The organism is Caballeronia sp. M1242 (assembly GCF_017220215.1).
GTDB lineage: Bacteria > Pseudomonadota > Gammaproteobacteria > Burkholderiales > Burkholderiaceae > Caballeronia.
This window is the reverse complement of record NZ_CP071131.1, coordinates 158,343-183,679: the sequence shown is the minus strand read 5'-3', so window position 1 is coordinate 183,679 and position 25,337 is coordinate 158,343. Positions and strand designations below refer to the sequence as shown.

Genomic DNA, 25,337 nt, shown 5'->3' with positions numbered 1-25,337 from the left:
TGATGGCCGGGACGGTTTAAGTTCAGCGCGCAAGCAGATCATCGCTAGCCGATGACACACCCATATCGCTATGCCGAGGCGACCGGCAAGGCGGCGATGAATTCATCGATCGCGGCGAACAGCGACGCGCGGCGCACGCCGTCCTGAGCCTCTATCGACAAACCTCCCATCAGCGTCATGCAGAGCGCGGCGATCGCTTGAACGTTGGCGTTGGCATCGAGTTCGCCTTCCTCGCGCGCCTGTTTGAGCCGCGCGGCAATCGCACGCGCCACGTTGCGGCGTTCCGCGCGCAATTCGTCGCGTAGTTCGGCGTGCTCGATACCAACCGACATGCCACCGAGAAAAATCATGCAGCCACGTGGGGCCTGACCGCTCGTGAACAGTACGACGCTCGCGCGGAACATGGCGCGAAGCGCGTCCCGCACAGATTCATGCGCGCGCAACTGCCGAACCGCTGCGCCGCCTTCCTCGCGCGCGTAGAGGGCAAGCGCCTCGCGATACAGCTCCTGCTTGCTGCCGAAGGCGGCATAGATGCTTGGCGAATTGATGCCCATGGCATTGACGAGGTCGGACATCGAGCAGGTGTCGAAGCCTTTGGCCCAGAACACCTCCATTGCCCGCCTGAGCGCCGCATCGCGATCGAAAGCGCGCGGCCGGCCACGCGGTCTTTGGGGCTCTTCCATGGGGCGCTGCCTGTCTAGCGTCATACTGTCTCCCGGTCCCGCTGCACGCGGTGGCATTAATGACGTGCATGGAATTCACAATTATATGTTGAGCGTCACAAAACTTCTGGACCTTATCGGGCGATCGTCATTTAATATATGTGTCGATCGTTACATAAACCAGATCTTTGGAGCTTTGCATGAGAACGTCTATTGCCGCTTTGTCTGCCGCGCTCGTCTTTGCTGCGCCTATCTCAACTTTCGCAAGCAGTGCTGCGCCTGTCGCGTCACCGGCGAGCCCTGTTTATTCCGTGTTCGTAGATCAACCGACGGGTTTCACGTTCGTGAAGATGCCGTCAGGCTGGAGGTTCGTAGGGGCCGTATCGAAGGATGACGCGCAGCATCTGCCGGACAACGTGCTGAGGTCCAGTTCGCTGCCCGAGGACTATGCACAGTCGACGGCTGCGGCATCGCTGAAGTGAGTAAGTGGGGAACCCGGCTTTCGCTGGACTTTATGCGCCGGCGAGTGCATGCGGGGCCGACCTTGTGACGCGACTCGACGTTGACTCGAGTCGTCGCACTGACTTTCCACGCCGCTTCTTCGCATTGATAGCGTCCGAACATCAATGCTTCCGAAAATTGCACTTTTTGTTTCGACCTTCTTGCGCAAGTATCTGATCTCAAGACGTTCATAAAAGAGAACGCGTCGGAGACAGGCACGAAGCGCGGAGCAGCGTTTCGCTGCATCGCAGTGCACGCCCGTTCGCGGCTGGCGTCAACAGTCATCGACGCATAACTCGCGTATTCCATCTCGCTACTTGAATCCTGCCGCCGCTTTCGAGCGCATCTAGCGGCAGCGGTGCATCTCGCGCCTGCCGCAGCGAGTCGATGGACCTTCCGTATCCGCTTCATCCGTCATAGGTCAATTCAGGAGACACGTCACATGCAGATCACCGGAATGTTGCACGGCTCGCGCCTGTTGCAATTCGTCGGCTTTCCGTCGAGCGAAGTGCTCGGCCCGGGCGCCAGCGAAGAAGAGATCAAGTCGCTCATCGACCGTCACGGCCAGATATTCATCAAGCCGGTGTTCAAGGGTGGCGTGGGCAAGAAGGGCAAGGCGGGCCTGCTCGGCCGCGCAACGGATCTGAAGACGGCGCTCGCCGAAAAGGAACGACTGTACTTCGCCGAACACGCCGTCGGCCATGTGAGAGCCAAGGCAAACGGCGTGACGTTCGAAGCGGGCGTGCCGGCCAAGCACGAAGTCTATTTCTCGATCACCGATTCCACGCGTTTTCGCGCGCCGACGATGACGCTTTCGCACATGGGCGGCATGGACATCGAGGAAGTCGACCCGAAGCACGTCGCGATGGTGCCGTTCGATGCGCTGACCGGATTGAAGGCGTTCGTCGTCGCCAATGCGCTGAGCGAGATCGGCGCGCCGCGCGAAATCATCTCGCCGCTCGTGCAGCAGTTGCCGAAGCTCTGGGAGCTGTTCCACGACTTCGGGATGACGACGCTGGAACTCAACCCCATCCGCATGCGCGAAGACAAGAAGGGACGTCTCACGCCCGTCGCATGCGACTTCAAGTGCGGATTCGATCGCGACGATCCACGCTTCTCGCGGCTCGGCCTGCCACCGCATCTGTTCGCCGCCGACTACTCGGATTTCGAACAGGAGATCAATCAGTTGCGCACGCACCAGGGGCAAAGCGATGTCTACGTGATCAACGACAAGGGCACCATCCTCGCGCCCACGTTCGGCGGCGGCGCGAATTCGCTCGTCACGGAAATGCTTGGCGATGCGGCGATCATCTCGTCGGACTTCGGCGGCAATCCTCCGTACGAAAAGATGAGGGAAGTGGCGCGCATCTGCTTCCGGCACTGGCTGAAGCAGTCGAATGTGCTGTTCATCATCGGCGGCAAGTCCAACAACACCGACATCTTCGAAACCCTGCGCGCGATGGCCGATGCGCTGCGCGAGCACTTCAGCGAGCACGGACCGACGCCGCTCTATGTCGTGCTCGGACGCGGCGGTCCCAACCTCGTGCGCGGCATGTCCGCGCTGCGCGACACCTGCGATTCGCTCGGCCTGCCGTATCGCCTTTTTGGCTTCGATTCGGACATCAGCGAAGTGATCCAGTACGCGCGCCGTGCGGATACATGGATGCAATCGGGCGGACGCGCGCAAGTGGCGGCGCGCATCGGCGCGCGCGACGCGCAATCGCATACGGCATCGGCTTGAGGAGATCGGACATGCACAAGCAAGGCATTAGTCATTTCAAATACTTCGTCGGCATTCAGTCGCTGGCGGATATCGCGACGCGCGAAGACCGCGTCTGCGTGCTCAATATTCTCGGTGGCGAATCATCGGACGTGACGCCGGTGAGCCACGCTTTCTCGCGCGGAAATGTCGTCTTCGGTACGGCGCCCGGCAAAGGCGGACAAGTGCTCGCGACGCCCGCGGGCGACATTCCGGTCTTCAACAACGTGCGAGAAGGGCTGGAAGCCGGGCATCGCTTCAACTGCGGCGTGGTCTATCTGCCGCCATCGGCCGCGCGCGACGGCGTGGCCGAACTGATCCGCGTGAATCCCGATCTGCGCAAGATCTTCATCATCACGGAGAAGATCGCCGTGCACGATGCCCGTGAGATCCGCGCGATGGGGCAGCAGGCGGGCATCGACATCTTCGGCGCAAATGGGTTGGGCGTGGCGGACTCCTGGCAACGCGTGCGCATCGGCGGCGCGCTCGGTGGCGACGATCCTGGCGCGACCTTGCGCCAGGGATCCATCGCGATCTTCTCGAATTCCGGCGGCTTCAGCACCACGATTGCGCAGTACCTGCGCATGAGCGGCTGGGGCACCTCGACGGTCATCTCCAGCGGCAAGGACGTCTACATCCACTATGCCGCGCCCGAATTCGCCTTCGCGCTTGCAAACGACGCCCGCAGCAAGGCTGCCGTGTTGTACTGCGAGCCCGGCGGTTACTACGAAGCCGACGCGAACTTCACGAAACCCGTGGTCGCGTGCGTGGTGGGCCGCTGGAAAAGCCGTCTGACGCGCGCGGTGGGACATGCTGGCGCGATGGCGGGCGGCGCCGACGATGCGCTCGCGAAGGAACGCTGGTTCAAGGAGAAATTCGGCGTCGAACGGCTTTTCACGCCCGACGATCCATGCTGCTCGGCGAAGGGCGCGGTGGTGACGAACATCGCGCATATTCCCGCCGCGCTCACGGCGGTGATGCGGGCGAACGCCACATTGCCCGACTTCGAGCCCGAAGGCAGTCTCGCGCTCAAGCCGTGGTTCGGCTCCGATCAGGGGCTCGAATTGCCCGACGATCTCGCGCTCGCGGTCGTGAAAGCCGTCGCGCCGTATGACGAACAGGTCGCGCGCGTGAACGACCAGATCGGCGCTATTGCTCCGCGCCAGCCATTGAAGGATGCCTCGGGCGCCTCGCAGATGGATGCGAAGACTCAGGTGAGCAGCCTGCACGGCGTATCGATGCTCGAAGCGGCCAAGCATTCCTTCGAAGCGAACGTCTGCCTCGCGCTGTTGCACGAGTTCGGCGGCGCGAACGACGAAAAACTGATGAACGTCGCGGTCGGCGCAGCGGTGAACCTGTACGGCAAGCCTGAACTGTCGGCCGCGCAGGCGGCGCGGGAGGCCGGCAATGCGCCGAACGCGGTGCTCGCCGCCGCCGCCGCGATCGTCGGGCCGAATCGCCAGCGAGCGGCGCGCGAGGCGGCCAGGCTGATGATCGACCGCTTCGCCGGGGCAAAGCTCGTCGACGCGTTCGACGACGACTTCGACATCGACGCGATCGACACCGAAGGCAGCGCGACGCTGTTCTCCGACGAGCCCGATCCGAAGGCCGAAGCCATGCTCGCCGGCCTCGCCGCCCGTGGCGTGAGTTCCGTGTTCGTGCGATGGCTTGCCGGCGGCCCGGGCCATCCGCGCGCGGACGCCGTGCTCGCGGCCATCACGACGACACTCGCCTGGGGCCCGCTCATGCGCAAGCGCATCTCGCGTCTGACGGCGGAGAGCCTGCCATGGTGGACGACGCTTTTCGGCACGCTGATCGGCGCGTCGGCGGACGCGTCGCGCCATCGTCCGGACAGCTTCTGCGATCTCTCCACTGAGACGCTGCTCGGCGAGCGCTCGCTGACGGAAATCGCGTTCGCGGCGTTGCTCGGCCTCGAACCGTCCGCCGACGACCTGTTCGCCTTCAGGACGCTGACCGGATTGCTGCTCACGAACGGACCGGGCGCGATCTCGGCGCAAGGCGCGAAGGGCGCGGTATCGGCCGATGGCCCCGAATCGCCCGAACGCGTGCAATTGAACAAGGCGCTGACCGGTTTTCTGACGCACACCGGCTATACGCACGGCGGCAACGGTTACGAGGGCATCGCCTTTCTCAACGATGCGTTTCGCGACAGCGCCCTGGACGATCCCGCGGACCCGCATCACGGCGTCGATCTCGAAGCGCTCGCGCGCCGCTCCGTCGAGCATTACGCGCGATACAAGGCGAGCCAGAAGCAGGCCGGCAGCCTCGACATCGCCAAGCTGCCGGGCGTCAATCACCCGGTGTTCAAGGACAAGCCGGTGAATCACGATCCGCGCGAGGTGTTTATCGCCCAGCTGTACGAGGCGCGAGGCGAGTACAACGCGTTTCATGCGTACTACCGCGCGCTGGTGCAGGCCTTGTTCGACGCGGGCGTCTCGCGCAATGTCTACTGCGTGAATGTCGATGCCGTGATCGCCGCGCTGCTGCTGAAAATGCTGTGGCAGCCGCTCAAGCGCGGCGCGTTCAGCGAGGCGGATCTCGAAACCGCCGCGTTCACGATTTTTCTGTATCCGCGCATGCTCGGTTGCGCCGCGGAAATCGACGATCACCTGAACCGCGGCCGCAACATGGACACGCGCACGCCCGCTTCACAGTGCCGTTTCGTGGCCTGAGCGCTGACATCCGGGAGGTCGGCCGAGCCGACCGTTTCCGGCGATTGATAACCGCAGAACATCAATCGTTGAAAACATTGCACTTATCGTTTTGATGGCGGCAGGCCATCATCCCCGAAATACAAGAGCGGACAGACCGCACATTTCGGGACTTCAGGAGACACATCGATGCATCCCTCACCTTCGACCCTTTCGCCGGGACATTCAAAGGCTGCGGCGGTTTTCCGCGTAACGGCCGGCAATTTCCTGGAGCAGTTCGACTTCTTTCTGTTCGGCTTCTACGCGACGCAAATCGCCGGCGTGTTCTTTCCGGCATCGAGTGAATTCGCTTCGCTGATGATGACGTTCGCCGTCTTCGGCGCCGGCTTTCTGATGCGTCCGCTGGGCGCGATCGTGCTCGGCGCTTACATCGACGATGTCGGCCGCCGCAAGGGCCTGATCGTCACGCTTTCCATCATGGCGAGCGGCACCATCCTGATCGCATTCGTGCCGGGCTATGCGACGATCGGTCTTCTGGCGCCCGCGCTCGTGCTCGTCGGACGTTTGCTGCAGGGGTTCTCGGCAGGCGCTGAACTGGGCGGCGTGTCGGTCTATCTCGCCGAGATGGCCACGCCTGGCCGCAAGGGCTTCTTCACGAGCTGGCAGTCGGCGAGCCAGCAGGTTGCGATCGTCGTTGCCGCGGCGCTTGGCTTCTTGCTCAACCAGTCGCTCGACACCGCGGCTATCGCGAGCTGGGGATGGCGCGTGCCGTTCTTCGTCGGCTGCATGATCGTGCCGTTCATCTTCATGCTGCGTCGCAATCTGGAAGAAACGCAGGAGTTCAAGGCACGCCAGCATCGCCCGAGCATGAAGGAAGTGTTCCGCACGCTGGCGCAGAACTGGGCCGCCGTGATCGCCGGCATGATGCTGGTGGCGATGACGACCTCGAGCTTCTATCTCATCACGGTGTATGCGCCGACGTTCGGAAAGACCGTCCTGCACCTGAGCACCGCGGACAGTCTGCTCGTGACCTTGTGCGTAGCCGTGTCGAACTTCGTGTGGCTGCCGATCGGCGGGGCGCTCTCGGACAAGATCGGCCGCAGGCCGCTGCTCGTCGGCATGACGCTGCTCGCTATCGCGACCGCATACCCCGCATTGTCGATACTCGCCCACGCGCCGAGCTTCATCAACATGCTGCTCGTGCTGCTTTGGCTCTCGTTCATGTACGGCATGTATAACGGCGCGATGGTCGTCGCGCTGACCGAGGTGATGCCGGTCGAGGTGCGCGTGGCGGGCTTCTCGCTTGCTTATAGCCTGGCGACGGCGGTGTTCGGCGGCTTCACGCCCGCGATTTCGACGGCGCTCATTCACATGACCGGCGACAAGGCGGCACCCGGATACTGGATGAGCTTCGCCGCCGGCTGCGCGCTTCTGGCGACGTTCGCGCTCTATCGCCGGCGCGCAGCAAGGCTGACGCCGGCGCACTGATGCGACGCTCGTCGCGACGAGCGTCTATCGAACCCTACACGACTTCGATCATGAAGAATTTGCTTTCGAAACTCTACGCGGCGGCGCTCATCGCCGCCTCGGCTGCTGCGTCCAGCGTACAGGCCGCCGACCTGCACGTCATGAGCTCGGGTGGCTTCACCGCGGCATACAAGGTGCTCGGTCCTAGGTTCGCGTCGGAGACGGGCAACACGCTCGACACCGCGCTGGGTCCGTCGATGGGCAAATCGCCCGAAGCGATTCCCAACCGCCTCGAACGTGGCGAGCCGGCCGACGCCGTCATCATGGTCGGTTATGCGCTCGACGAGTTGATCAAGCAGGGCAAGGTCGTGCCCGGTTCGCGCGTGGAACTGGCGGACTCGCGCATCGGCATGGTCGTGCGCGACGGCGCGGCGAAGCCCGACATCAGCTCGCCGGAAGGCCTGCGGCAGACTCTGCTGCATGCGAAGTCGATTGCCTACTCCGACAGCGCGAGCGGTGTGTATATCGAGCGGGAACTGTTCACGAAGCTCGGCATCGAGGATCAGGTCAAGTCCAAGGCGAAGATGATTCCGCGCATACCGGTGGCTTCGGTCGTCGCGAACGGCGACTACGAGATCGGCTTTCAGCAGGTGAGCGAGTTGCTGCCGGTCAAGGGCGCAACGTTCGTCGGAAAGATTCCGGAGTCTTTGCAGTCTGTCACGCGTTTTGCCGCCGGCATTCCGGTGAGCGCGCAGCATCCGAAGGAAGCGAAGGCGCTTCTCGATTATCTGGCATCGCCCGGCGTGCAGGCCGATGTGAAATCGACCGGGCTCGATAGCGTCGCCGCGCATTGATCTAGCCTGCGCGGTCAACTTCCCGAGGTACTGCTCGCGTGGTCCTCTGCGCCGTCGGCGTCTACCGGCGCCGGCGCGCGCAGCATTTGCGCAAGACGCGCGCGATCGCAGGCGCCATCCCACATCGAAACGAAGATCACCGCGCACGCGTTGCTGACCACGCTCGTGAGCGCCCGCGCTTCGGACATGAAGCGGTCGATGCCCACCAACAGCGCCACGCCCGCCAGGGGGAGATCCGGCATCACGGCCAGCGTCGCGACGAGCGCCACCAGGCCGCTTCCGGCCACGCCTGCGGCTCCTTTCGACGTCAGCAGCATGACCGCGAGCATCATCGCGATCTGCGACGCCGAGAGCGACACGTCGCACGCCTGCGCGATGAAGATCGATGCCAGCGTGAGATAGATCGCGGTGCCGTCGAGATTGAACGAATAGCCCGCGGGCAGCACGAGTCCGACGACGCCCTTGTCGCAGCCGAGCATCTCCAGCTTCGCGAGCAGGCGCGGCAACACCGGTTCCGTCGACGAAGTCGCCAGAACGATGAGCAACTCCTCGCGCAGATAACGCAAGAGCCGCCACAGCGCGAAGCCGTGCAAGCGCGCGAGCGGAGCGAGGACGAGCGCGACGAACAGCACGCACGCCACGTAGAACGACACCATCAACATGCCGAGGGAGCCGACCGAATGAATCCCGAAGCGACCCACCGTGAAAGCCATCGCGCCGAATGCGCCGAGCGGCGAGAGCCGCATGATCATCGCGAGGATGCGAAATAGCGCCTGGGCGAAGCCCTCGATGAGCGCGAGCACGGGCCGGCCGGCAGCCGGATGCAGATTCAGCGCGAAGCCGAATAGCAGCGAAAGCAGCAGCACCGGCAGCACCTCGCCCTTGTCGAAGGCGCCATACATGGTATCGGGGATAACGTTCAGTGCGAAGGCGACGAAGCCATCCGGATGCGCCTGCTTCACATACTGCGCGAGAATCGTCGTATCGAGACTTCGCGCGTCGATATGCATGCCCGCGCCGGGCCGCATCAGAAAGGCCGTGAAGAGTCCCAGCGCGAGGGCCACCGCAGTCAGAAAATAGAAGAGTCCCAGCGCCCGGAAGATCACACGACCGATTGCCTTGCCGCTCGCGACAGAGGTGATCCCGGAGACGATCGTGCAGAAGACGATCGGCGTAATCATCATCCTGACGAGGGCCACGAAACCGTCGCTGACAGACTTGAGATGTGAGCCGGCTTGCGGCCAGAAGTGCCCGAGCGCCATGCCGAGCACCATGCCCAGCACGACCTGCACATAGAGCAGACGCAGCGTTCTCGCCACCCTCACGACGCGGGCTTCCTGCTGGGGCGCGCTTTTCGGGCTACGTCGTCGGTTGACGTGCCGCTGTTCCTGACATCGCCTCTCATATCCAGAATCGTTTGATGAAACTCCTGCGCGGCTGGCGTGAGCGTGCGTCCGCGGCGCCTCACGATGCCTACTCGTCGCTTCACGACAGGGTCCACCAGCGGCACACTCGTGAGGATGTGATGATTGCGTCCCGGCATGGCCATCGACGGTACGGCGGCCACGCCGAGGCCCGCTTCCACCAGACCCAGCATGGTCGTGACATGACGCGTTTCGCATACGCTGGGCGCGCGCGGCGACACGGCCGAAAGAGCCTGATCGAGCAACAGACGATTGCCTGACGTCTTGTCCACGGAAACGTAGTCGTGCTCGTAGAGCTCGTTCCAGGTCACGCGTTTCTTGCGCGCGAGCGGGTGGTCACGACGGCAAGCCGCGACGAACTGCTCCTGTAGCAGCACTTTGAAGTCGACCTCGGACTCCTGGCTTCCCATGAAGCTGACGCCGAAATCAGCCTCGCCGCTGAGAACGGCGGAGAGCACCTCGTTCGCGCTCGCATCGAACAATTTCACCCTGATGCGCGGAAAACGGCGATGGAAGCTCGCAACCGCGCTTGGCAGGAAGTAGTAGGCCACGGATGGCACGCAGGCAATGGTGACATGACCCAATCGGCTCGACGAGACATCGCGGATGCCGAGCAGGGCGACATCGAGATCGTCCAGCAACTGCTCCGCGCTCGGCGCAAATGCCCGGCCGACAGTCGTGAGCGTCACGCTGCGCGTGGTGCGTTCGAAGAGACGCACGCCGAGCGCTTCCTCCAGCTTGTCGATCCGGCGGCTCAGCGCTGGCTGGGAGATGTTCACCGCCTCGGCTGCCTTTCGAAAGCTGCCCAGTTCCACCACGGCTCTGAATGCCTGCAAGTCGTTGAGGTCGAAGTTGACGCCCACGGGCCATTCTCCGCGTTCTTAGATGCCGATATTGTGCATGACGCAGCGGGCGCGTCTATTCCTGCGGCGGGAGACGTGATGTGGATCGGAAGGGGCGAGGGTGGGGGATACTTCCTGAGGGTTCTCGGACCTGCGTCGTTGAGCGCCCGAGCGCAAGGCGATCGACGGCATCTCGGTGCTTTCGTTCGCCTCTGTAACGGCCGCTTACCGCGACGATGATTCACTCAAGCATTAGCTCTGTGCGGTCCAAAGGTCATCGACAGCGCGAATCGCAAGCAAGTATCCGTTCGCGCCCGCCCCGCAGATCACCGCGGTCGCGGCCACCGAGATTGTCGAGTGGCGGTATTCCTCGGAGCGCCGGTGAATGTTCGTGATATGCACTTCCACCACCGGCTGGCGGATCAGCTTGACTGCGTCGAGCACCGGAATCCGCCCGAACGAGAAGCCGGCCGGGTTGATGACGAGCGCGGCGTCCTGCAGGAATGCTTCCTGAATCCAGTCGACCAGTTGGCTCTCGCTGTTGGTCTGACGGAACACGCAATCGAACTTGAGATCCTCGGCAAGCGCGAGACAGTTCCGTTCGATGTCCTTCAGAGTCGTATGGCCGTAAAGGTGCGGTTCCCGCAGCCCCAGCATGTTCAGGTTGGAGCCGTTGAGGATATAGAGTTTGCGAGTCATGGTTTCAATGGGTGGCGCTGCGTTCGAGGGCCGTGTCTTTGGTTTCCCGCGACGTGGCGATCATGAGGAAGGAGAGCAGGTTCAGCGAGCCACAGACAGCGACGATGGCCCACGGTGAACCGTGAAAGGCATTGAGCAGGGCCACCGCGACGATCGGCATGGGCCCGCCGGTGAGCAGATTGGCGCCCGAGTACGACAGCGCGGAGCCCGTGTAGCGCGCTTCGGTCGGGAAAGATTCGGCGAACCATACCGGCTGGATGCCGCTCTGAAACTGCGTGAAGCCGAGAAATGCGCCCATCACGGCCATCGTCATGGCGACCGAGTGCTGGTTGAGGATCGGAAAGTAAATCAGACAGCAGACGAGCGTGCAGAACGAGCCGATCATCAGCGCGCGCTTACGCCCGATCCGGTCGCTCAGATAGCCGCCCGCGAGCGCACCCACGATGGCGCAGACATTGGCCACCATCAGCAGCATGAAGCCGGTCTGCTTGGGCACGCCGAGGTTCTTCGTGAGATAGCTCAGCGAAAAGACCACGATCAGATAGAACAGCGCCGCGGGGCCGCAGAAGAACAGTGTCAGACGCAGTGCGGTCCGCCAGTGAAACCTGAAGACGATGCCGAGCGGATTGGCGGCGCGCGCGCCTTCGCCCTTCTTCTTCAGCGCCTCGAAGGCCGGCGTCTCGCTGACCTTCATGCGGATATAGATGCCGAGCAGCACGAGCACGAAACTCGCAAGGAACGGGATACGCCATCCGAACGATTCGAAGTCATCGGCCGAAAGCAGGGCGGACAGCGCGAAGAGCGAGAAATTCGCCAGAATCTGGCTGAGCGGCGAGCAGATGCCGAGCAGGCCGGAATACCATCCGCGTTTCGTCGCGGCCGCGTGTTCGACCGCCATCAGTTGCGCGCCGGTCGATTCTCCACCGAGCGCGAACCCCTGAATGATGCGCAGCGAAACCAGCAGGGTCGGCGCAAGAATGCCGACCTGCTGATAAGTGGGCAGCAGGCCCATCATGAACGACGACGCGCCCATCACCGAAACCGTGACGAGCATGAGGTTGCGCCGTCCCCAGCGGTCGCCGAGCATGCCGCAGATCACCGCGCCCAGCGGACGCGCGGCGAGCCCCGCCCAGAAACTGGCGAGCGACGCAAGCAGCGACGCAGTCGGGTCGAGCGATGGAAAGAACAGCTTCGGAAAGATCGTGGCTGCGACCACGCCGTATAGCGCGAAATCGAACCACTCCAGCGCCGTGCCGACGGTCGCGCCCGCCACTGCGCGACGCGCCATCAAGTGGGCCTGCGCGGATCGTTCGCCCGCGGCCATGTTGGGGTCAGCGGTAACTGACATGAATGTCTCCTGGATTTTGGATGTTGGCGTTCGTTTCTCGGACGAGCAAGTGGTATTGTTGGCTCGAGCAACGCTGAATGTTCCGAACCGGAACCGCGTTTCATATCGCGAAAGCCCGACGAACCATGTCGCTGAAGAACGGCCTGAGAATTCTGGATTTCCTTGCGTCGCAAGGCGAAGGCACGGGACTGCTGGAGATCGCCGATGCGTTAGGCATGCCGCGCAGTTCATGTCATCGCGTGCTCGCCGAACTGGTCGAGAGCGGCTATGTGCGTCAGTTCGCCGACAACAGCCGCTATATCCTCACGATGCGCATGACGTCGAACGGCCTCGAGTTTCTGAGCCTGACCGGTATCGCGGACATCGCGCAGCCGATCATCGAACGTGTCGCGGCGCAGACCGGCGAACTGGCGCGGCTGTCGCTGGTGGATGGCGACGCCATCATCTGGGTCGGCAAGGCGGACGGACAGCGCACAGGCTTTCGCTATGATCCCGACATGGGTCAGGCCGCGCGGCTTTCGTGCACGTCGACGGGTCACGCGTGGCTCATGACGATGTCGGATGAACAAGCGGCCGCGCTGGTCTTGAAGCAGGGCTTCGGTCAGCCGAAGGAATTCGGCCCTAACGCGCCGACGACGCTGAAGGCATTGTTCGGTTTCCTGCACGCCGCGCGCGTGCGCGGCTACGCAATGATCGACGAGGTGTTTGCGCCCAGAATGTCGGCGGTCGCGGCACCGGTGGTCAGCGGCTCGCGCTGCGTCGGCGTCATTAGCCTGGCGGGTCCGCGCAAGCGGCTGACCGCAGAGAAGATCCACGAGTACTCGGAACTGCTGCGCGAGGCCGCCAACGAGCTCGCTCAGCTCAGCAACATGGCCGGGTTTCCGAGCCGGCCACCTCTGGGCAAGGGATGAGAAAGCGGAGCCGAGGTTCATCGACGGCCGACACCGTGCGCGACATCGTCGCGTGAGCGACAGCGCCACTCCACTAGCGGCCTTTGCATGCCTGACTGCGTGACCGGGGCAATGAGTCGCCCGACGGACGGCATGCGGCGGCGCCCCATAAACCGGCCATTCCATCGCCTGGTTGCCTCTGAAAAGGGCCGCAGCTTAACGAGGCGCGCCTACGCCAGCCCACAACGCGTACCACCGCAACACGACATCGCTCGATGTTCGTGATCGTTGGTCGCTCCAAGCGGCCGCAGCTTCCCTTGAACGGGCTTCGGCTGACGGCCACATTTCGTCGAATGCTTCGCTGGCTGCCAGTCGTTGCGCGATTTTCATAACGGCGTTATGATTTTTTCGAAAGCCACGGCGCGGTCGTTAATGCGCGGAGCGGTCCACGAATCAGCATGGATGTCCTGCCTCTGATGGCATGCGTGCATCCGAGAGGCGGGCAATGAAAGCGGAACCAACCAAGCAAGCTCCGGCACAGCCGGCTCCCAAGGCGTTGCGGCGATACTTGTCGCTCGATGACTTCGAGATCGCCGCGCGGCGGCATCTTCCGCGACCTATATTCGGGTACATCTCGGGTGCAGCCGAGCGCAACGCATCGCTGGACGACAACGAACGGGCGTATTCGGAATATCGCTTCGTGACGCGCGTGCTTCGAGACGTGTCCCGGCGCACGCAAGCGACGACACTGCTCGGCAAGACGTATCGCGCTCCGTTCGGCATCGCGCCGATGGGCATATCGGCGTTGTCCGCTTACCGTGGCGACCTCGTGCAAGCACGAGCCGCTCGCGATGCCGGCATCCCGATGATCATGAGCGGCTCGTCGCTCATTCCTCTTGAGACAGTGGCCAAGGAAGCGTCCGGCACATGGTTCCAGGCCTATCTACCGGGCGAACCCGAGAAGATTCGCGCGCTGATCGAACGTGTCCAACGCGCCGGCTACGACACGCTCGTTCTGACAGTGGACACGGCCGTGCTCGCCAATCGCGAGAACAATATCCGCACGGGATTTTCGACACCGCTCAAGCCAAGCATGCGGCTCGCGTGGGACGGCGTCACGCGCCCTCGATGGCTCTTCGGCACCGCGCTCAGAACGCTCGTCAACCACGGCATGCCGCACTTCGAGAACTCCTATGCGACGAGAGGCGCGCCCATCTTCTCGGGCCGCGTCGTGCGGGATTTCGGCGCGAAGGACCATCTGAACTGGAGCCATGTGCGTCAGATCCGGGCGCAATGGACGGGAAAACTCGTGATCAAGGGCATCATGGCAACCGACGACGCGATCGCCGCGCGAGATCATGGCGCCGATGGAATCATCGTCTCGAACCACGGCGGGCGACAGCTGGACGGCACCGCCGCGCCGCTTCGCGTGCTGCCTGGAATCGCGAATGCAGTCGGTCATGACATCGCGGTGATGATCGACGGAGGCATCCGGCGGGGTACCGATGTGCTGAAGGCGCTCGCGCTCGGCGCGGATTTCGTCTTCGTCGGCCGGCCGTTCAACTATGCCGCCTCTGTGGCCGGCAAGGCGGGCGTCGCGCACGCAGTCGCCATCCTGCAAGCAGAGGTGCAACGCAATCTCGGCTTGCTCGGCGTCGTCAGCATCGACGAATTGACGCCGGACGTCCTGATCAGGTTGCCGGAAGGCGTGGCTGCAAGCCAAAGGTACGGGCAATGAAATCGCACAATAAGGATGACGAACAAATAGACCGGTCAGTGGCCGCTGTCGACAGGACGCTTTCCTTGCTCGAAGCGTTTCTGGGCGAACCTGGCGGCCGGTCGCTGTCGGATTTGGAACAGCAAACGGGGCTCTTCAAGAGCGTCATTCTCCGATACATGCTTTCGCTCGAAGCACGCGGGTTCGTGCACAAGGAGCAAAACGGCATGTACCGGCTGGGCTACAAGGCCGCTCAGCTCGGCCGTGCATTCGAAAGCAGCGTGGGGCTCGTGACGACATTGCAGCCGGTCGTCGAGCGGCTCAGCGAGAAGACCGGCGCGAGCGCGTCAGTTTATGTGCGGGACGGCGACGCGCGCCTTTGTCTGCTGCGGGCGGAACCCGAGCGCGATGTTCGCGTGGCGATCCGCGCCGGCACGCGGCGTCCAATGGACAAATCGGCGTCGAGTCTCGCTTTCAAACGCTTCGAGCGCAAAACCGTGCAGGCATTCGCGAGCGCGGGCGTGGCGGGCATCGTTTCGTCGGCGGGCGTCGGTGACCCGCTGCTCGCGTCGATGGCCGCGCCGCTTTTCGGTATCTCCGATGCGTTCGTCGGCGTGCTGACGCTTTCAGGCGTGATCGGCCACTTCGATGTGGACGATGCGCGTATCCGCTCGCAACTCTTCGACGAAGCGCTCGCTGCCAGCGCATTGCTTGGCGCTGCGCCGTGATCTGCCTAATCGCCCGCTGCGTGGGCTCAGGCCTGACGGCGCTCGCCAGTACCGTACATGCGCTCGCAAAACGCCATGCTTGCCCCGAGTCGTCGTGAAAGATCGGACGCCGCCTGAAGTTGCGGCGCAATCAGCTCGCCGGTTTCGCGCGCCTCGTTCAAGCGCGAGGCCGGGCCGGATAGCGTCAACGCGGCCATGAATTCCGCATCCGGCCCGAACACGGGCGTGGCGAATGCCGCCGTATGCACGTCCCGCGCCCCCGATGTGAAAAGCGGAAGCTGCGGCGGCTCAGAAAAGATCGGTTCGCGCAGTCCCCAGTAACGGATCACCTGGCCGATCGCGGTGTCGTCGAGCGGAAGCGATGTTCCCGCGAGCCGGGTCTCGCGCAGACCCTCGGACGGCTCCGCCCTGAACAGGCACAGACGTTGGTTCTTCTCGAGCACGTAATACGAGGCGCTTTCCTTCGTTTGCGCCGCGAGCGCGAAGAGGATGGGCTCCACCACGGACGACAGGTGAAACGACTGCTCATACAGCTTGCCCAGATACAGCACGCGCGCGCCGAGTCCGTACATGCCGTCGTCGGAACGCACGACGTAACCCATGCGTTCGAGCGAGTTCATTAGCCGATAAACCGTCGTTTTGTGCATGCCCGACGCGCTTGCCAGCGCAGCAAGCGAGAGTTTCTCTTTGCCGAGCCTGAAGCAATCGAGCAGGCCGAGCGCTCGTTCGACCGCGACCACACCGTCGTTTCCCATCTCGTCCCCTTGACGTTCATCCTTTCGATGCATTGTACACAGTAAAACGATGGTGTGCACTGTAAAAGGGTTAACGCTACTGGCTCGCACATCGAGCGCGCGTTAAAGTGGTTTCACTTCGTACACCACTGTTGCACACAGTACAACTCTCCCTGAGGTTAGTCCATGAGCACCGACACGAATCAATCGATCATCCGCGACATCGAGCGCGTTTCACCCGAACTAGTACAAGCTGCGGCGAAGTTCCAGGCCGCCATCCTCGCCGACGTCGCAGGCCGGCGCGGCACCGTGCACGGCCGCGTGAAGCCGCTGTCGCCGAAGATGAAAGTCGCGGGACCGGCGATCACCGTCGAGGTGCGACAAGGCGACAATCTGGCGATCCACGCCGCTCTGGCGGTCGCGAAGCCGGGCGATGTGATCGTCGTGGACGGAAAGGGCGACGTGAGCTGCGCGCTGCTCGGCGAGATCATGGCGACACAGGCGAAGGTCAGCGGCATCGCGGGCATCGTCATCGACGCAGCGGTGCGCGACGCGCACGAACTCGCGAACGGCGACTATCCGATTTTCTCCGCCGGCCTGAATCCGTGCGGCCCGACCAAGAGCGTGGCCGGTCTCGTCAACCATCCGATTTCCGCTGGCGGCACGGCGGTCAATCCCGGCGATCTCGTGGTCGGCGATGCCGATGGCGTCGTCGTGATTCCGCGCGCCGATGTCGCGCGCATCGTCGAACTCGCGCAGAAGAAGCTGGATATGGAAACGGCGCGTATCGCGGCGATCCACAAGGGCGATGTGCGTCCTGGCTGGCTCGACAAGGAACTGCGCGCGGCGGGCATGCTGGCCGAAGGCGAGGTTCTGTAATGAACACGACTGCTCAGGAGCCCGTCGTCCTCGTCACGGCCGCCGATCTCGCGCCGCAAGCGCTCGACATGCTGCACGCGTTCAAGGTCGTGTTCGCCGGCAAGCAGCCGACCGAAGACGACATCGTCGCGCTGTGTGAGAAGACGAAGCCGGTCGCGATCATCGTCCGTTACGGCAAGATCAACGCCCGCATCATGGATGCAGCGGAGAACCTGCAGGTCATCTCGAAGCACGGCAGCGGTATCGACGTGATCGATCAGGAAGCCGCCGCCGCGCGCGGCATCGCGGTGCGCGCGGCAGTCGGCGCGAACGCGGCGGCGGTCGCCGAGCACGCGTGGGCGCTCATTCTTGCGTGCGCGAAGTCGGTGCCGCAGCTCGACGTTCGCATGCGCGCCGGCCACTGGGACAAGTCCACGCACAAGTCCTTCGAACTCGACGGCGGCACGCTCGGCGTGGTCGGGCTTGGTTCGATCGGCCGGCGCGTCGCGGCTATCGGCGTCGCGTTCGGCATGAAGGTGCTCGCCTTCGATCCGTTCGCGAAGGAAGCCCCGCACGGCGTGACGCTCGCGTCGATGGAAGACATCTACGCAGCGTCCGACGTGCTCTCGCTCAACTGTCCGCTGACGGACGAGAACCGCAACATGATCAATCGCGACACGCTTGCTCGCATGAAGCAGGGCGCGATTCTCGTGAACACGGCGCGCGGCGGGCTGATCGACGAAGCCGCGCTCGTCGAGGCGCTCGCGAGCGGCCGGTTGCGCTCGGCCGGCGTCGATAGCTTCGCGGTCGAGCCGATGACGCATCCGCACCCGTTCCAGTCCGTGCCGAATCTGATTCTGTCGCCGCACGTCGGCGGCGTCAGCGAAGCGGCCTACGTGAACATGGGCAAGGGCGCTGCGGCCAACGTGCTCGCGGTCATCGAGGAAAACGCCCGCAAGGTGGCGTGACGTTCGCAGGAATACTGAGCATGTTCTATCTCACGTCGCCCGAAGTGCGCGAAGCGCAGGTGTTCACGCGCATGCCGGAGAAGTACCGCAAAGCGGATGTGCAGACGGATTGGGCACGCGCCAATCGTGGCGGCATGACCACCGATTCGTTTCTCGAAGGTCCTGTCTGGGATCCGCGCGGCCACCTTTACGTGACCGACATCCCTTACGGCCGCATCTTTCGCATTTCGCTCTCGGGAGAGTGGGATCTCGTCGCGCAGTACGACGGCGAGCCCAACGGGATGAAACTGTTCGACGACGCGCACCTTCTCATCACCGACTATCGCAACGGCCTGATGCTGCTCGACATCGAGCGCGGGGAAGTGAAGCCGTACCTCGAGCGCCGCAACTCCGAGCGCTTCAAGGGCGTGAACGACCTGACCTTCGATTCGCACGGCAACCTGTACTTTACGGATCAAGGCCAGTCCGGCCTGCACGATCCGACAGGCCGCGTGTATCGGCTGTCGCCGGAGGGCAAGCTCGACATGCTGCTCGGCAATTGCCCGAGCCCGAACGGACTCGTGCTGTCGCCGGACGAGAAGGTGCTTTACGTCGGCATGACGCGCGGCAACTGCGTGTGGCGCGTGCCGTTGCAGGCGGACGGCTCGGTCAGCAAGGTCGGGCAGTTCTTCACGTCCTACGGCCCGAGCGGTCCCGACGGTCTCACGATCGACTCGGATGGCCGCTTGTTCATCGCGAATCCGGGGCTTGGCCGCGTGTGGGTGCTCAACAGCCGCGCCGAGCCGGTCGAGATTCTGACCGCGCAGGAAGGCGTGTCGCTCACGAACCTGTGTTTCGGCGGCGCGGACATGAAGACGCTTTTCATGACGGAGTCGACGAACGGTCTGGTGTTGAAGGCCGACATGAGCGTTTGCGGACCGCTTCCCAAGCAAGCAAAGAAACACTGAGGCTTTCTCGTCGACGGGCGATGCACGCCTGCGCGACGCGAAGCCGAGACATTGCGCCCAAGCAGCGCGATGGAGGAGCCACTCATGCAACTCTCGCAAACCATCGATGAAACCCGCGCCGCGCGTTCGAAGAACGCGGCGAGCGGGACCGTGCTCGCCAGCGAAGACTTCGCGGCCAGTGAACGCACGCTCGCGAAGGCGTTCCGGCGCATTCTTCCGTTCATCTTCCTCTGCTATGTCGTCAGCTATCTCGACCGAACGAATGTCGGCTTCGCCGCGCTGACGATGAACAAAGACCTCGGTCTCACAGGCGAGCAATTCGGCCTGGCTGCCGGACTGTTCTCGATCGGCTACTTCCTGTTCGAGATTCCGAGCAACCTCATCATGCAGAAGGTCGGGGCGCGGGTCTGGATCGCGCGCATCATGATCACCTGGGGCGTGTGCTCGATGCTGACCGCGTTCGTCGTCGGCCCGAAGAGCTTCGCCGGCGCGCGGTTCCTGCTCGGCATCGCGGAAGCCGGATTCACGCCCGGCATCTATCTCTATTTCACGCACTGGTTTCCCGGCAAATGGCGCGCCAAGGTGACGGCCGCGTTCCTCGTCGGCATTCCCGTCGCGAACATGATCGGCTCGCCGATCTCCGGCGCGCTGCTTCAGTTGGGCGGACTGCACGGCCTGAAAAGCTGGCAATGGCTGCTGCTGATCGAAGGCCTGCCCGCTGTGCTGCTCGGCGTTGCATGTCTCTTCATCCTCGCGGATCGTCCCGACAAGGCCAGCTGGCTCAGCGACGAAGAGAAGGCCACGCTCGCCCGGCGCCTTGCCGCGGAGCAGAAGGATATCGGCAGCAAGCACGGCAGCACGTTGCGCGACGCCATGACCAACTGGCGGGTGTTCGTGCTCGCGTTCATCAACTTCTGCGGGATCGTCGGATCGGTGGGCGTCGGCCTGTGGATGCCGCAGATCATTAAGCAGTTCGGCGTCACGCATTCGGTCGTCGGCTGGCTGACGGCGCTTCCTTACCTGATCGGCGCGTTCGCGATGCTGTGGTGGGCGCGCGTGGCGAACAAGGCGCAAAAGCGCGTGCCGTACGTTGCCGGCGCTTTGCTGGTCGCCGCCGCAGCGCTCGCATGCAGCGCGCTGACCGACGTGCCGCTCTTGAAGCTCATCGCCCTGTGTTTCACCGTCAGCGGAATTCTCGCGTTCCAGGCGACGTACTGGGCGATTCCCTCCAGCTTTCTCACCGGCCGCGCCGCGGCGGGCGGACTCGCGCTCATCGTGTCCGTCGGCAATCTCGGCGGCTTCGCGGGACCGTCGATGATCGGCGCGCTCAAGCAGATCTCCGGCGGCTTCACGCTGCCGCTGCTGGCCGTCTCCGCCGTGCTGCTGATCGGCGCGCTGACGATCGCATGGCTCGGCGATCCCGGCGCGAATGCCGGCGAAGCCAGCGCCGCGCGCAAGTCGTGAAAGGCTGCGACAACAAAATTCATAACCCTGTTTGGAGACGAAATGTCCGTGAAGAAGGCTCACAAGAAAGCCAAGCTTAGAACCAGTCTTGCGCTTGGGACGGTCGCAGTCGCAAGCATGACGTTCGCGTCCGGCGCGGCGCGTGCGCAAAGCAGCGTGACGCTGTACGGCATCGCCGATGTCGGCTTCGAGTATCTGAACAACACCAGTGCCGGCGGATCTCAGGTGAGAGAAGTGTCCGGCAATCTCTCCGGCTCGCGCTGGGGCCTGAAGGGCGTCGAAGACTTGGGCGGCGGGCTGAAGGCGCTGTTCAACCTCGAGGCCGGCTTCAACATCAACGACGGAACGAGCTCGCAGTCGACCCGCGGCCTCGGCACGAACCCGACGACGACGTCGCGCCTCTTCGGTCGGCAGGCGTGGGTCGGTCTCAGCTACAAAGGGCAGCAGTTGACGCTGGGTCGCCAGAACGCGCTGATCTACGAACAGTCGGTGACGTTCGATCCGATGGGCGTCTCATCGCGCTATTCAGCGCTGTCGCTCGACTATGCGCTGGCCGCTCGCATCGACAATTCGGTGAAGTACACCGGCAAGTTCGGCCCGGTGACCGCGCAGGCGATGTACAGCACGCGCTACGACACGGGCTACGGTTCCGAAGTGCCGGGCGCGCTCATCACCGGCCGGTTCTTCAGCGGCGCGTTGACCTATTCGAGCGGCCCGATCGCGGCGACCGCCGTCTACGAACAGCGCAACAGCAACACGCTGACCACGAACACGAGCACCGAACGCCGCGCGCTCGCCGCCGCGACGTACAACTTCGGTCCGGTGACGGCCTATGCCGGCTACCGCTATCTGCGGGCATCGAACACATTTCTGCCGGTCAACCCGATTGCCGTCGCCAACGGTTCGGCCGCCAATGCCGCCAACCTGTACTGGCTCGGCGCGCAATATCTGATCACGCCGTCGTTCCAGTTGACCGCGGTCGGCTACTACCACGACGTTCATTCGACCGGCGCCGATCCGTGGCTGGCCGTCATCAACGCCGACTACTTCCTGTCGAAGCGCACCGACCTCTACGCGACCGTCGGTTACGCGCACAACAAGGACAAGTCGGCGCTTGGCGTGAACGGCTACGGCACGGTCGCGCCCGGCTACAACCAGACCGGCGTCACAGTCGGCCTGCGCCAGAAGTTCTGACGAGGAAACCGCCGTGCAGATCGTCCATGCGCCTCATTTGCCCGTCCGCGAAGAATGGCTCGCGCGCCGTCAGGAGCCGATTCTGGAGCCGGATCTTCCTATCGTCGATGCGCATCATCATCTGTGGGACCGGCAGAGCGGGCGCTATCTAGCGGACGAGTTCGCGCGCGATGCCGGCAGCGGGCATCGCATCGTAGCGAGCGTCTATGTGCAATGCCGGTCGATGCTGCGCGAGCACGGTCCCGCGGCGATGAAGCCGGTCGGCGAAGCGGAGTTCGCCAACGGCATCGCCGCGATGTTCGCAAGCGGGGCGTATGGACCGACGAGAGCCAGCGACGCGATCGTCGGCGGCGCGGACCTCGCGCTGGGCGATGCGGTCGCGCCCGTGCTCGAAGCCATGCTTCAGGTCACGGGCGGCCGCTTGCGCGGCATCCGCAATCCGCTTGCGTGGCATTCGAGCACGGACGTGGTTTCGAGCCCGGTGACGCCGCCGCGCGATCTGATGGCGAACGCCGACTTCCGGCGAGGCGTGAAGACGCTGGCGCGCTACGGGCTGTCGCTGGATGCGTGGGTCTATCACACGCAACTCGCGGAGCTTTACGAACTGGCGAGCGCCGCGCCGGATGTGACCGTGGTCATCGATCACTTCGGCGGCCCGCTCGGCGTCGGACCGCACGCGAACAGCCGCGAGCAGGTCATGGCCGAATGGCGGCACGGGCTCGCGCGGCTGGCGAGCCTGCCCAACACGCGCCTGAAGCTGGGCGGCGCGGGCATGACCGTGTTCGGCTTCGGCTTGCGGTTCGGCTTCGGCTCCGCATCGCGCGAAACGCCGCCTTCGTCGGAGGAACTCGCCGCCGCGTGGCGGCCTTACTTCGAGACCTGCATCGAACTCTTCGGCGCGAAGCGCTGCATGTTCGAGAGCAACTTCCCCGTCGACAAGGGCATGTTCAGCTACGGCGTGCTGTGGAACGCCTTCAAGCGGCTGGCGCAGTCATTGTCAGCGGATGAAAAAGCCGCGCTGTTCAGCGGCACCGCCGCGGCGACGTATCGCTTGCGGTTACCAGGAGACGAGTCATGAAAACGAGCGCGAGCCTTCCATCGGGCGCAACCGGAAGCGACATCGGCAGCGAAGCCGAAGGGAAGCGTTACAAGGACATCACGCGCGGGGAGTGGCGCTCGCTGTCGCTCGCCGGTCTCGGCTGGACGTTCGAGAGCTATGACTCGTTCCTCCTCTCGCTTCTCTTGCCGACGCTTGCGCTGCAATTCGGTCTGTCGAAGGCCCAGCTCGGGCTTTTCACGAGCATCACGGCAGCCGGGCAGATTCTCGGCGGCATCCTGTTCGGCTACGTGTCGGACCGGCTGGGGCGTGTGCGCACGGCGCTGCTTTGCATCGGCATCTATTCGCTGTTCTCGGGGCTGCTCGCGTTCGCGCCGAACGAGCACTGGTTCGCGACGATCCGCTTCTTCGGCGCGCTCGGCATGGGCGGGACGTGGACGGCGGGCGCGGCGCTCATCGCCGAAACGTGGCACGCGAGCCGCCGCGGCAAGGGCGGCGCGCTGATGCAGATGGGCCTGCCCATCGGCGCGATTCTCGCGATCACGATCTCGGGCATCGTCAGCGGCGTCAACGACGGTCTCGCGGGCCACGGATGGCGCGTGCTGTTCCTGATCGGCGCGTTGCCGTTCTTCATCCTGTTTTTCGTCGCGCGCAAGACGCCCGAGTCGCCCATCTGGCTCGAACGCAAACGCGCGAGGGCGCAGGCAACGACCGCTCCCGTCGATGCGAAGCTGAACGTCCGCGGTCTGCTCACTGCGTTCATGTTCATCTTCTTTCTGCAATACCTGTACTGGGGCGTGTTCACCTGGACGCCGACGTTCCTCGTCACGGTGAAGCACCTCGATTTCGTGCATAGCCTCAAGTTCGTGCTCGCGCTGCAATTCGGCGCAATCGCCGGTTTTCTGATGTTTTCCGCTTTCGTCGATCGCCTCGGACGCCGGCCGATGTTCATGGCGTATCTGCTCGTCGGCGCGGCGGCGGTGTTCGGCTACATCCTGTCGTCGAATGCGCTCGTGCTGATGGTCGCCATCTTCTTCACGGGCTTCAGCGTGAACGGCATCTTCGCGGGGGCGGGACCGTTTCTCGCGGAAATCATCGGCAATACGGCATCGCGCGGCTTTCTCATGGGCCTCGCATACAACGGCGGGCGGCTCGGCGGATTCATCGCGCCGCTCGTCATCGGGACACTCGCAACGACTGCGGGCGGTTTCGTGCTGGGCTTGTCGACGACCATCGTCGCGTTCATCGCCGCCGCGATCGTCGTGTTCTTCGCGCCGGAGACGCGCGGCAAGACGCTCGCATGACGACCGCCCCCAATCAGCCGAATCATCCGGGATGGATCGGCAGGCTCTTTCCCGCCCTCAATGAAGCGTCGCTGCGGCGCTATTTGAGCGGGCAGGTCGCGTCGGTGCTGGGAAGCTGGACGCAGAACGTCACGCTGAATCTGCTCGTGTATCACCTGTCGGGTTCGGCGGCGATACTCGCGCTGCTCAACTTCCTGTTGTACGGGCCGCAACTCGTCGTCGCGCCCGTCGCCGGATCGCGCATCCGCGCGGAGAACGCGCGTCGCGTGACGCTGTGCGTGCTCACGGCGTCGCTCATCTTGACGGGCAGTCTCATCACCCTGTCCGCATTGCATCTGCTGAATGTGCCGCTGATTCTCGCGCACGCGCTCGCGATCGGCATTTCGAGTGCGATCGAAGTGCCCGCGCGTCAGGTGTTGCTGCTCACGAGCCTGCGCGATACGAGCCTGACATCGAACGCGGTCGCGATGAACACCATGGTCTATAACGTCGGCCGCATGGTCGGCCCGACGATTGCGGGATTCGTCTATCCGACGCTCGGTCCGCGCGCATCGTTCGCAATCTATGCGCTCGCGCTGTGTTTCATGGCGATTTGCGTGCGGTCGATTCGACTCTCCACGGAGGCACGCGCCTCGCGCGCGGAGAGCAGCTTGCGCGACGCCGTCGGCTACGTGATGTCGGACGCGTTTTCCGCGCGCTATCTGCCGATCCTCGCATGCATCGGCCTCTTCGCGGCGAGTTACCAGACGCTCGTGCCGCTTCTCGCGGACCGCGCGTTCCACGACGCCGCGCGTTTCACCGGCGTGTTCTTCGCCTGCGCGGGCGCGGGTTCGCTGAGTTCGGCCGTGCTGCTCTCGTCGGCGCTGGGTCCGCGCGCGTCGGCGCGGTTCATCGCGTGGGCGCCGTGGACCGCGATCATCGCGCTGATGGTGCTCGCCACGACGAGCGCGGTAGGCGCATCGATGCCCGCGTTCTACGCGCTGGGCTTCAGCCTCACGTTCGCGGCGACATCGACGAACGCGACCATTCAGCGCCGCTGCCCCGAGCACGTTCGCGGCGGACTCGTCGGCATGTACGGCATGGCCTACAACGGCACGATGCCGTTCGGCTATCTGCTCGTCGGCACGATATCCGAGGCGCTCGGCGTGCGCCACACATTCGCGGCGATGGCGGTGGTGCTCGCGGTGGGCGTCCTGTCCATCGTCGCGTGGCAACGATTCAAACTACAGCGCGATGGCGCATAAAGTC

At 63.9% G+C, this 25,337-nt stretch carries 21 protein-coding genes; 15 read left to right on the top strand and 6 right to left on the bottom strand.

Annotated features, from left to right (window positions below):
* Positions 1 to 68 precede the first annotated feature (68 nt).
* Positions 69 to 707: a TetR/AcrR family transcriptional regulator gene (locus JYK05_RS20340; protein ID WP_241270065.1), complete on the bottom strand. Its 639-nt coding sequence runs from the start codon at positions 705 to 707 to the stop codon at positions 69 to 71.
* An 898-nt stretch (positions 708 to 1,605) separates the two neighbouring features.
* On the opposite strand from JYK05_RS20340, the gene JYK05_RS20335 reads away from it, so the two are divergent.
* The 4 genes from JYK05_RS20335 to JYK05_RS20320 all read left to right on the top strand — a co-directional run bounded on the left by JYK05_RS20335 (position 1,606) and on the right by JYK05_RS20320 (position 7,915).
* Positions 1,606 to 2,904 (top strand): ATP citrate lyase citrate-binding domain-containing protein, encoded by a 1,299-nt coding sequence (locus JYK05_RS20335; RefSeq protein WP_206470323.1) that lies wholly within the window; start codon positions 1,606 to 1,608, stop codon positions 2,902 to 2,904.
* A gap of 11 nt (positions 2,905 to 2,915) precedes the next feature.
* Positions 2,916 to 5,615 (top strand): CoA-binding protein, encoded by a 2,700-nt coding sequence (locus JYK05_RS20330; protein WP_206470322.1) that lies wholly within the window; start codon positions 2,916 to 2,918, stop codon positions 5,613 to 5,615.
* A 168-nt stretch (positions 5,616 to 5,783) separates the two neighbouring features.
* Positions 5,784 to 7,082: an MFS transporter gene (locus JYK05_RS20325; RefSeq protein ID WP_175943167.1), complete on the top strand. Its 1,299-nt coding sequence runs from the start codon at positions 5,784 to 5,786 to the stop codon at positions 7,080 to 7,082.
* Positions 7,083 to 7,132: 50 nt separating this feature from the next.
* Positions 7,133 to 7,915: a substrate-binding domain-containing protein gene (locus tag JYK05_RS20320; RefSeq protein ID WP_206470321.1), complete on the top strand. Its 783-nt coding sequence runs from the start codon at positions 7,133 to 7,135 to the stop codon at positions 7,913 to 7,915.
* A gap of 14 nt (positions 7,916 to 7,929) precedes the next feature.
* Here JYK05_RS20320 and dctA read toward each other — a convergent pair whose 3' ends face one another.
* From dctA to JYK05_RS20300, 4 genes are all read right to left on the bottom strand, one after another.
* Positions 7,930 to 9,240 (bottom strand): C4-dicarboxylate transporter DctA, encoded by a 1,311-nt coding sequence (gene dctA, locus JYK05_RS20315; protein ID WP_206470320.1) that lies wholly within the window; start codon positions 9,238 to 9,240, stop codon positions 7,930 to 7,932.
* The gene (locus JYK05_RS20310) at positions 9,237 to 10,202 is read right to left on the bottom strand and encodes a LysR family transcriptional regulator (RefSeq protein WP_206470319.1); all 966 of its coding nucleotides are present in this window, start codon (positions 10,200 to 10,202) and stop codon (positions 9,237 to 9,239) included. The genes dctA and JYK05_RS20310 overlap by 4 nt, the downstream gene beginning before the upstream one ends.
* A gap of 231 nt (positions 10,203 to 10,433) precedes the next feature.
* A complete protein-coding gene (locus tag JYK05_RS20305) occupies positions 10,434 to 10,880 on the bottom strand; it encodes a type II 3-dehydroquinate dehydratase (RefSeq protein ID WP_206470318.1) in 447 nt (148 codons plus the stop codon).
* A gap of 4 nt (positions 10,881 to 10,884) precedes the next feature.
* Complete coding sequence (locus JYK05_RS20300; RefSeq protein WP_175943976.1) at positions 10,885 to 12,168, bottom strand: MFS transporter; 1,284 nt, start codon at positions 12,166 to 12,168, stop codon at positions 10,885 to 10,887.
* 185 nt (positions 12,169 to 12,353) lie between these two features.
* Between JYK05_RS20300 and JYK05_RS20295 the strand changes: the two genes are divergently transcribed.
* The 3 genes from JYK05_RS20295 (at position 12,354) to JYK05_RS20285 (ending at position 15,563) form a co-directional block, all read left to right on the top strand.
* Complete coding sequence (locus JYK05_RS20295) at positions 12,354 to 13,139, top strand: IclR family transcriptional regulator (RefSeq protein WP_175943157.1); 786 nt, start codon at positions 12,354 to 12,356, stop codon at positions 13,137 to 13,139.
* A gap of 484 nt (positions 13,140 to 13,623) precedes the next feature.
* Entirely contained in the window at positions 13,624 to 14,856 is a 1,233-nt protein-coding gene (locus tag JYK05_RS20290) for an alpha-hydroxy acid oxidase (RefSeq protein WP_206470317.1), read from the top strand.
* On the top strand, positions 14,853 to 15,563 hold the full coding sequence (locus JYK05_RS20285; protein WP_206470316.1) for an IclR family transcriptional regulator: 711 nt from the start codon (positions 14,853 to 14,855) through the stop codon (positions 15,561 to 15,563). Before JYK05_RS20290 ends, JYK05_RS20285 begins: the two co-directional genes overlap by 4 nt.
* Positions 15,564 to 15,589: 26 nt before the next feature.
* Here the strand turns inward: JYK05_RS20285 and JYK05_RS20280 are convergent, their stop codons facing one another.
* Positions 15,590 to 16,318: an IclR family transcriptional regulator gene (locus JYK05_RS20280; protein WP_206470315.1), complete on the bottom strand. Its 729-nt coding sequence runs from the start codon at positions 16,316 to 16,318 to the stop codon at positions 15,590 to 15,592.
* Between the two features lie 165 nt (positions 16,319 to 16,483).
* Between JYK05_RS20280 and JYK05_RS20275 the strand changes: the two genes are divergently transcribed.
* From JYK05_RS20275 to JYK05_RS20240, 8 genes are all read left to right on the top strand, one after another.
* On the top strand, positions 16,484 to 17,176 hold the full coding sequence (locus tag JYK05_RS20275) for an RraA family protein (RefSeq protein ID WP_206470314.1): 693 nt from the start codon (positions 16,484 to 16,486) through the stop codon (positions 17,174 to 17,176).
* Positions 17,176 to 18,123, top strand: coding sequence for an NAD(P)-dependent oxidoreductase (locus tag JYK05_RS20270; protein WP_206470313.1), 948 nt, complete (start codon positions 17,176 to 17,178; stop codon positions 18,121 to 18,123). The genes JYK05_RS20275 and JYK05_RS20270 overlap by 1 nt, the downstream gene beginning before the upstream one ends.
* Before the next feature lie 20 nt (positions 18,124 to 18,143).
* Positions 18,144 to 19,070: an SMP-30/gluconolactonase/LRE family protein gene (locus tag JYK05_RS20265; protein WP_206470312.1), complete on the top strand. Its 927-nt coding sequence runs from the start codon at positions 18,144 to 18,146 to the stop codon at positions 19,068 to 19,070.
* A gap of 84 nt (positions 19,071 to 19,154) precedes the next feature.
* Positions 19,155 to 20,534: an MFS transporter gene (locus JYK05_RS20260; RefSeq protein ID WP_206470311.1), complete on the top strand. Its 1,380-nt coding sequence runs from the start codon at positions 19,155 to 19,157 to the stop codon at positions 20,532 to 20,534.
* Positions 20,535 to 20,576: 42 nt separating this feature from the next.
* Positions 20,577 to 21,728: a porin gene (locus JYK05_RS20255; RefSeq protein ID WP_206470310.1), complete on the top strand. Its 1,152-nt coding sequence runs from the start codon at positions 20,577 to 20,579 to the stop codon at positions 21,726 to 21,728.
* Positions 21,729 to 21,741: 13 nt separating this feature from the next.
* Entirely contained in the window at positions 21,742 to 22,806 is a 1,065-nt protein-coding gene (locus tag JYK05_RS20250; RefSeq protein WP_206470309.1) for an amidohydrolase, read from the top strand.
* Positions 22,803 to 24,089, top strand: coding sequence for an MFS transporter (locus JYK05_RS20245; protein ID WP_206470308.1), 1,287 nt, complete (start codon positions 22,803 to 22,805; stop codon positions 24,087 to 24,089). Before JYK05_RS20250 ends, JYK05_RS20245 begins: the two co-directional genes overlap by 4 nt.
* Positions 24,086 to 25,333 carry an MFS transporter gene (locus tag JYK05_RS20240; protein ID WP_206470307.1) on the top strand — a complete coding sequence of 416 codons (1,248 nt, stop codon included), beginning with the start codon at positions 24,086 to 24,088 and terminating at the stop codon, positions 25,331 to 25,333. Before JYK05_RS20245 ends, JYK05_RS20240 begins: the two co-directional genes overlap by 4 nt.
* The last annotated feature ends 4 nt before the right edge of the window (positions 25,334 to 25,337 follow it).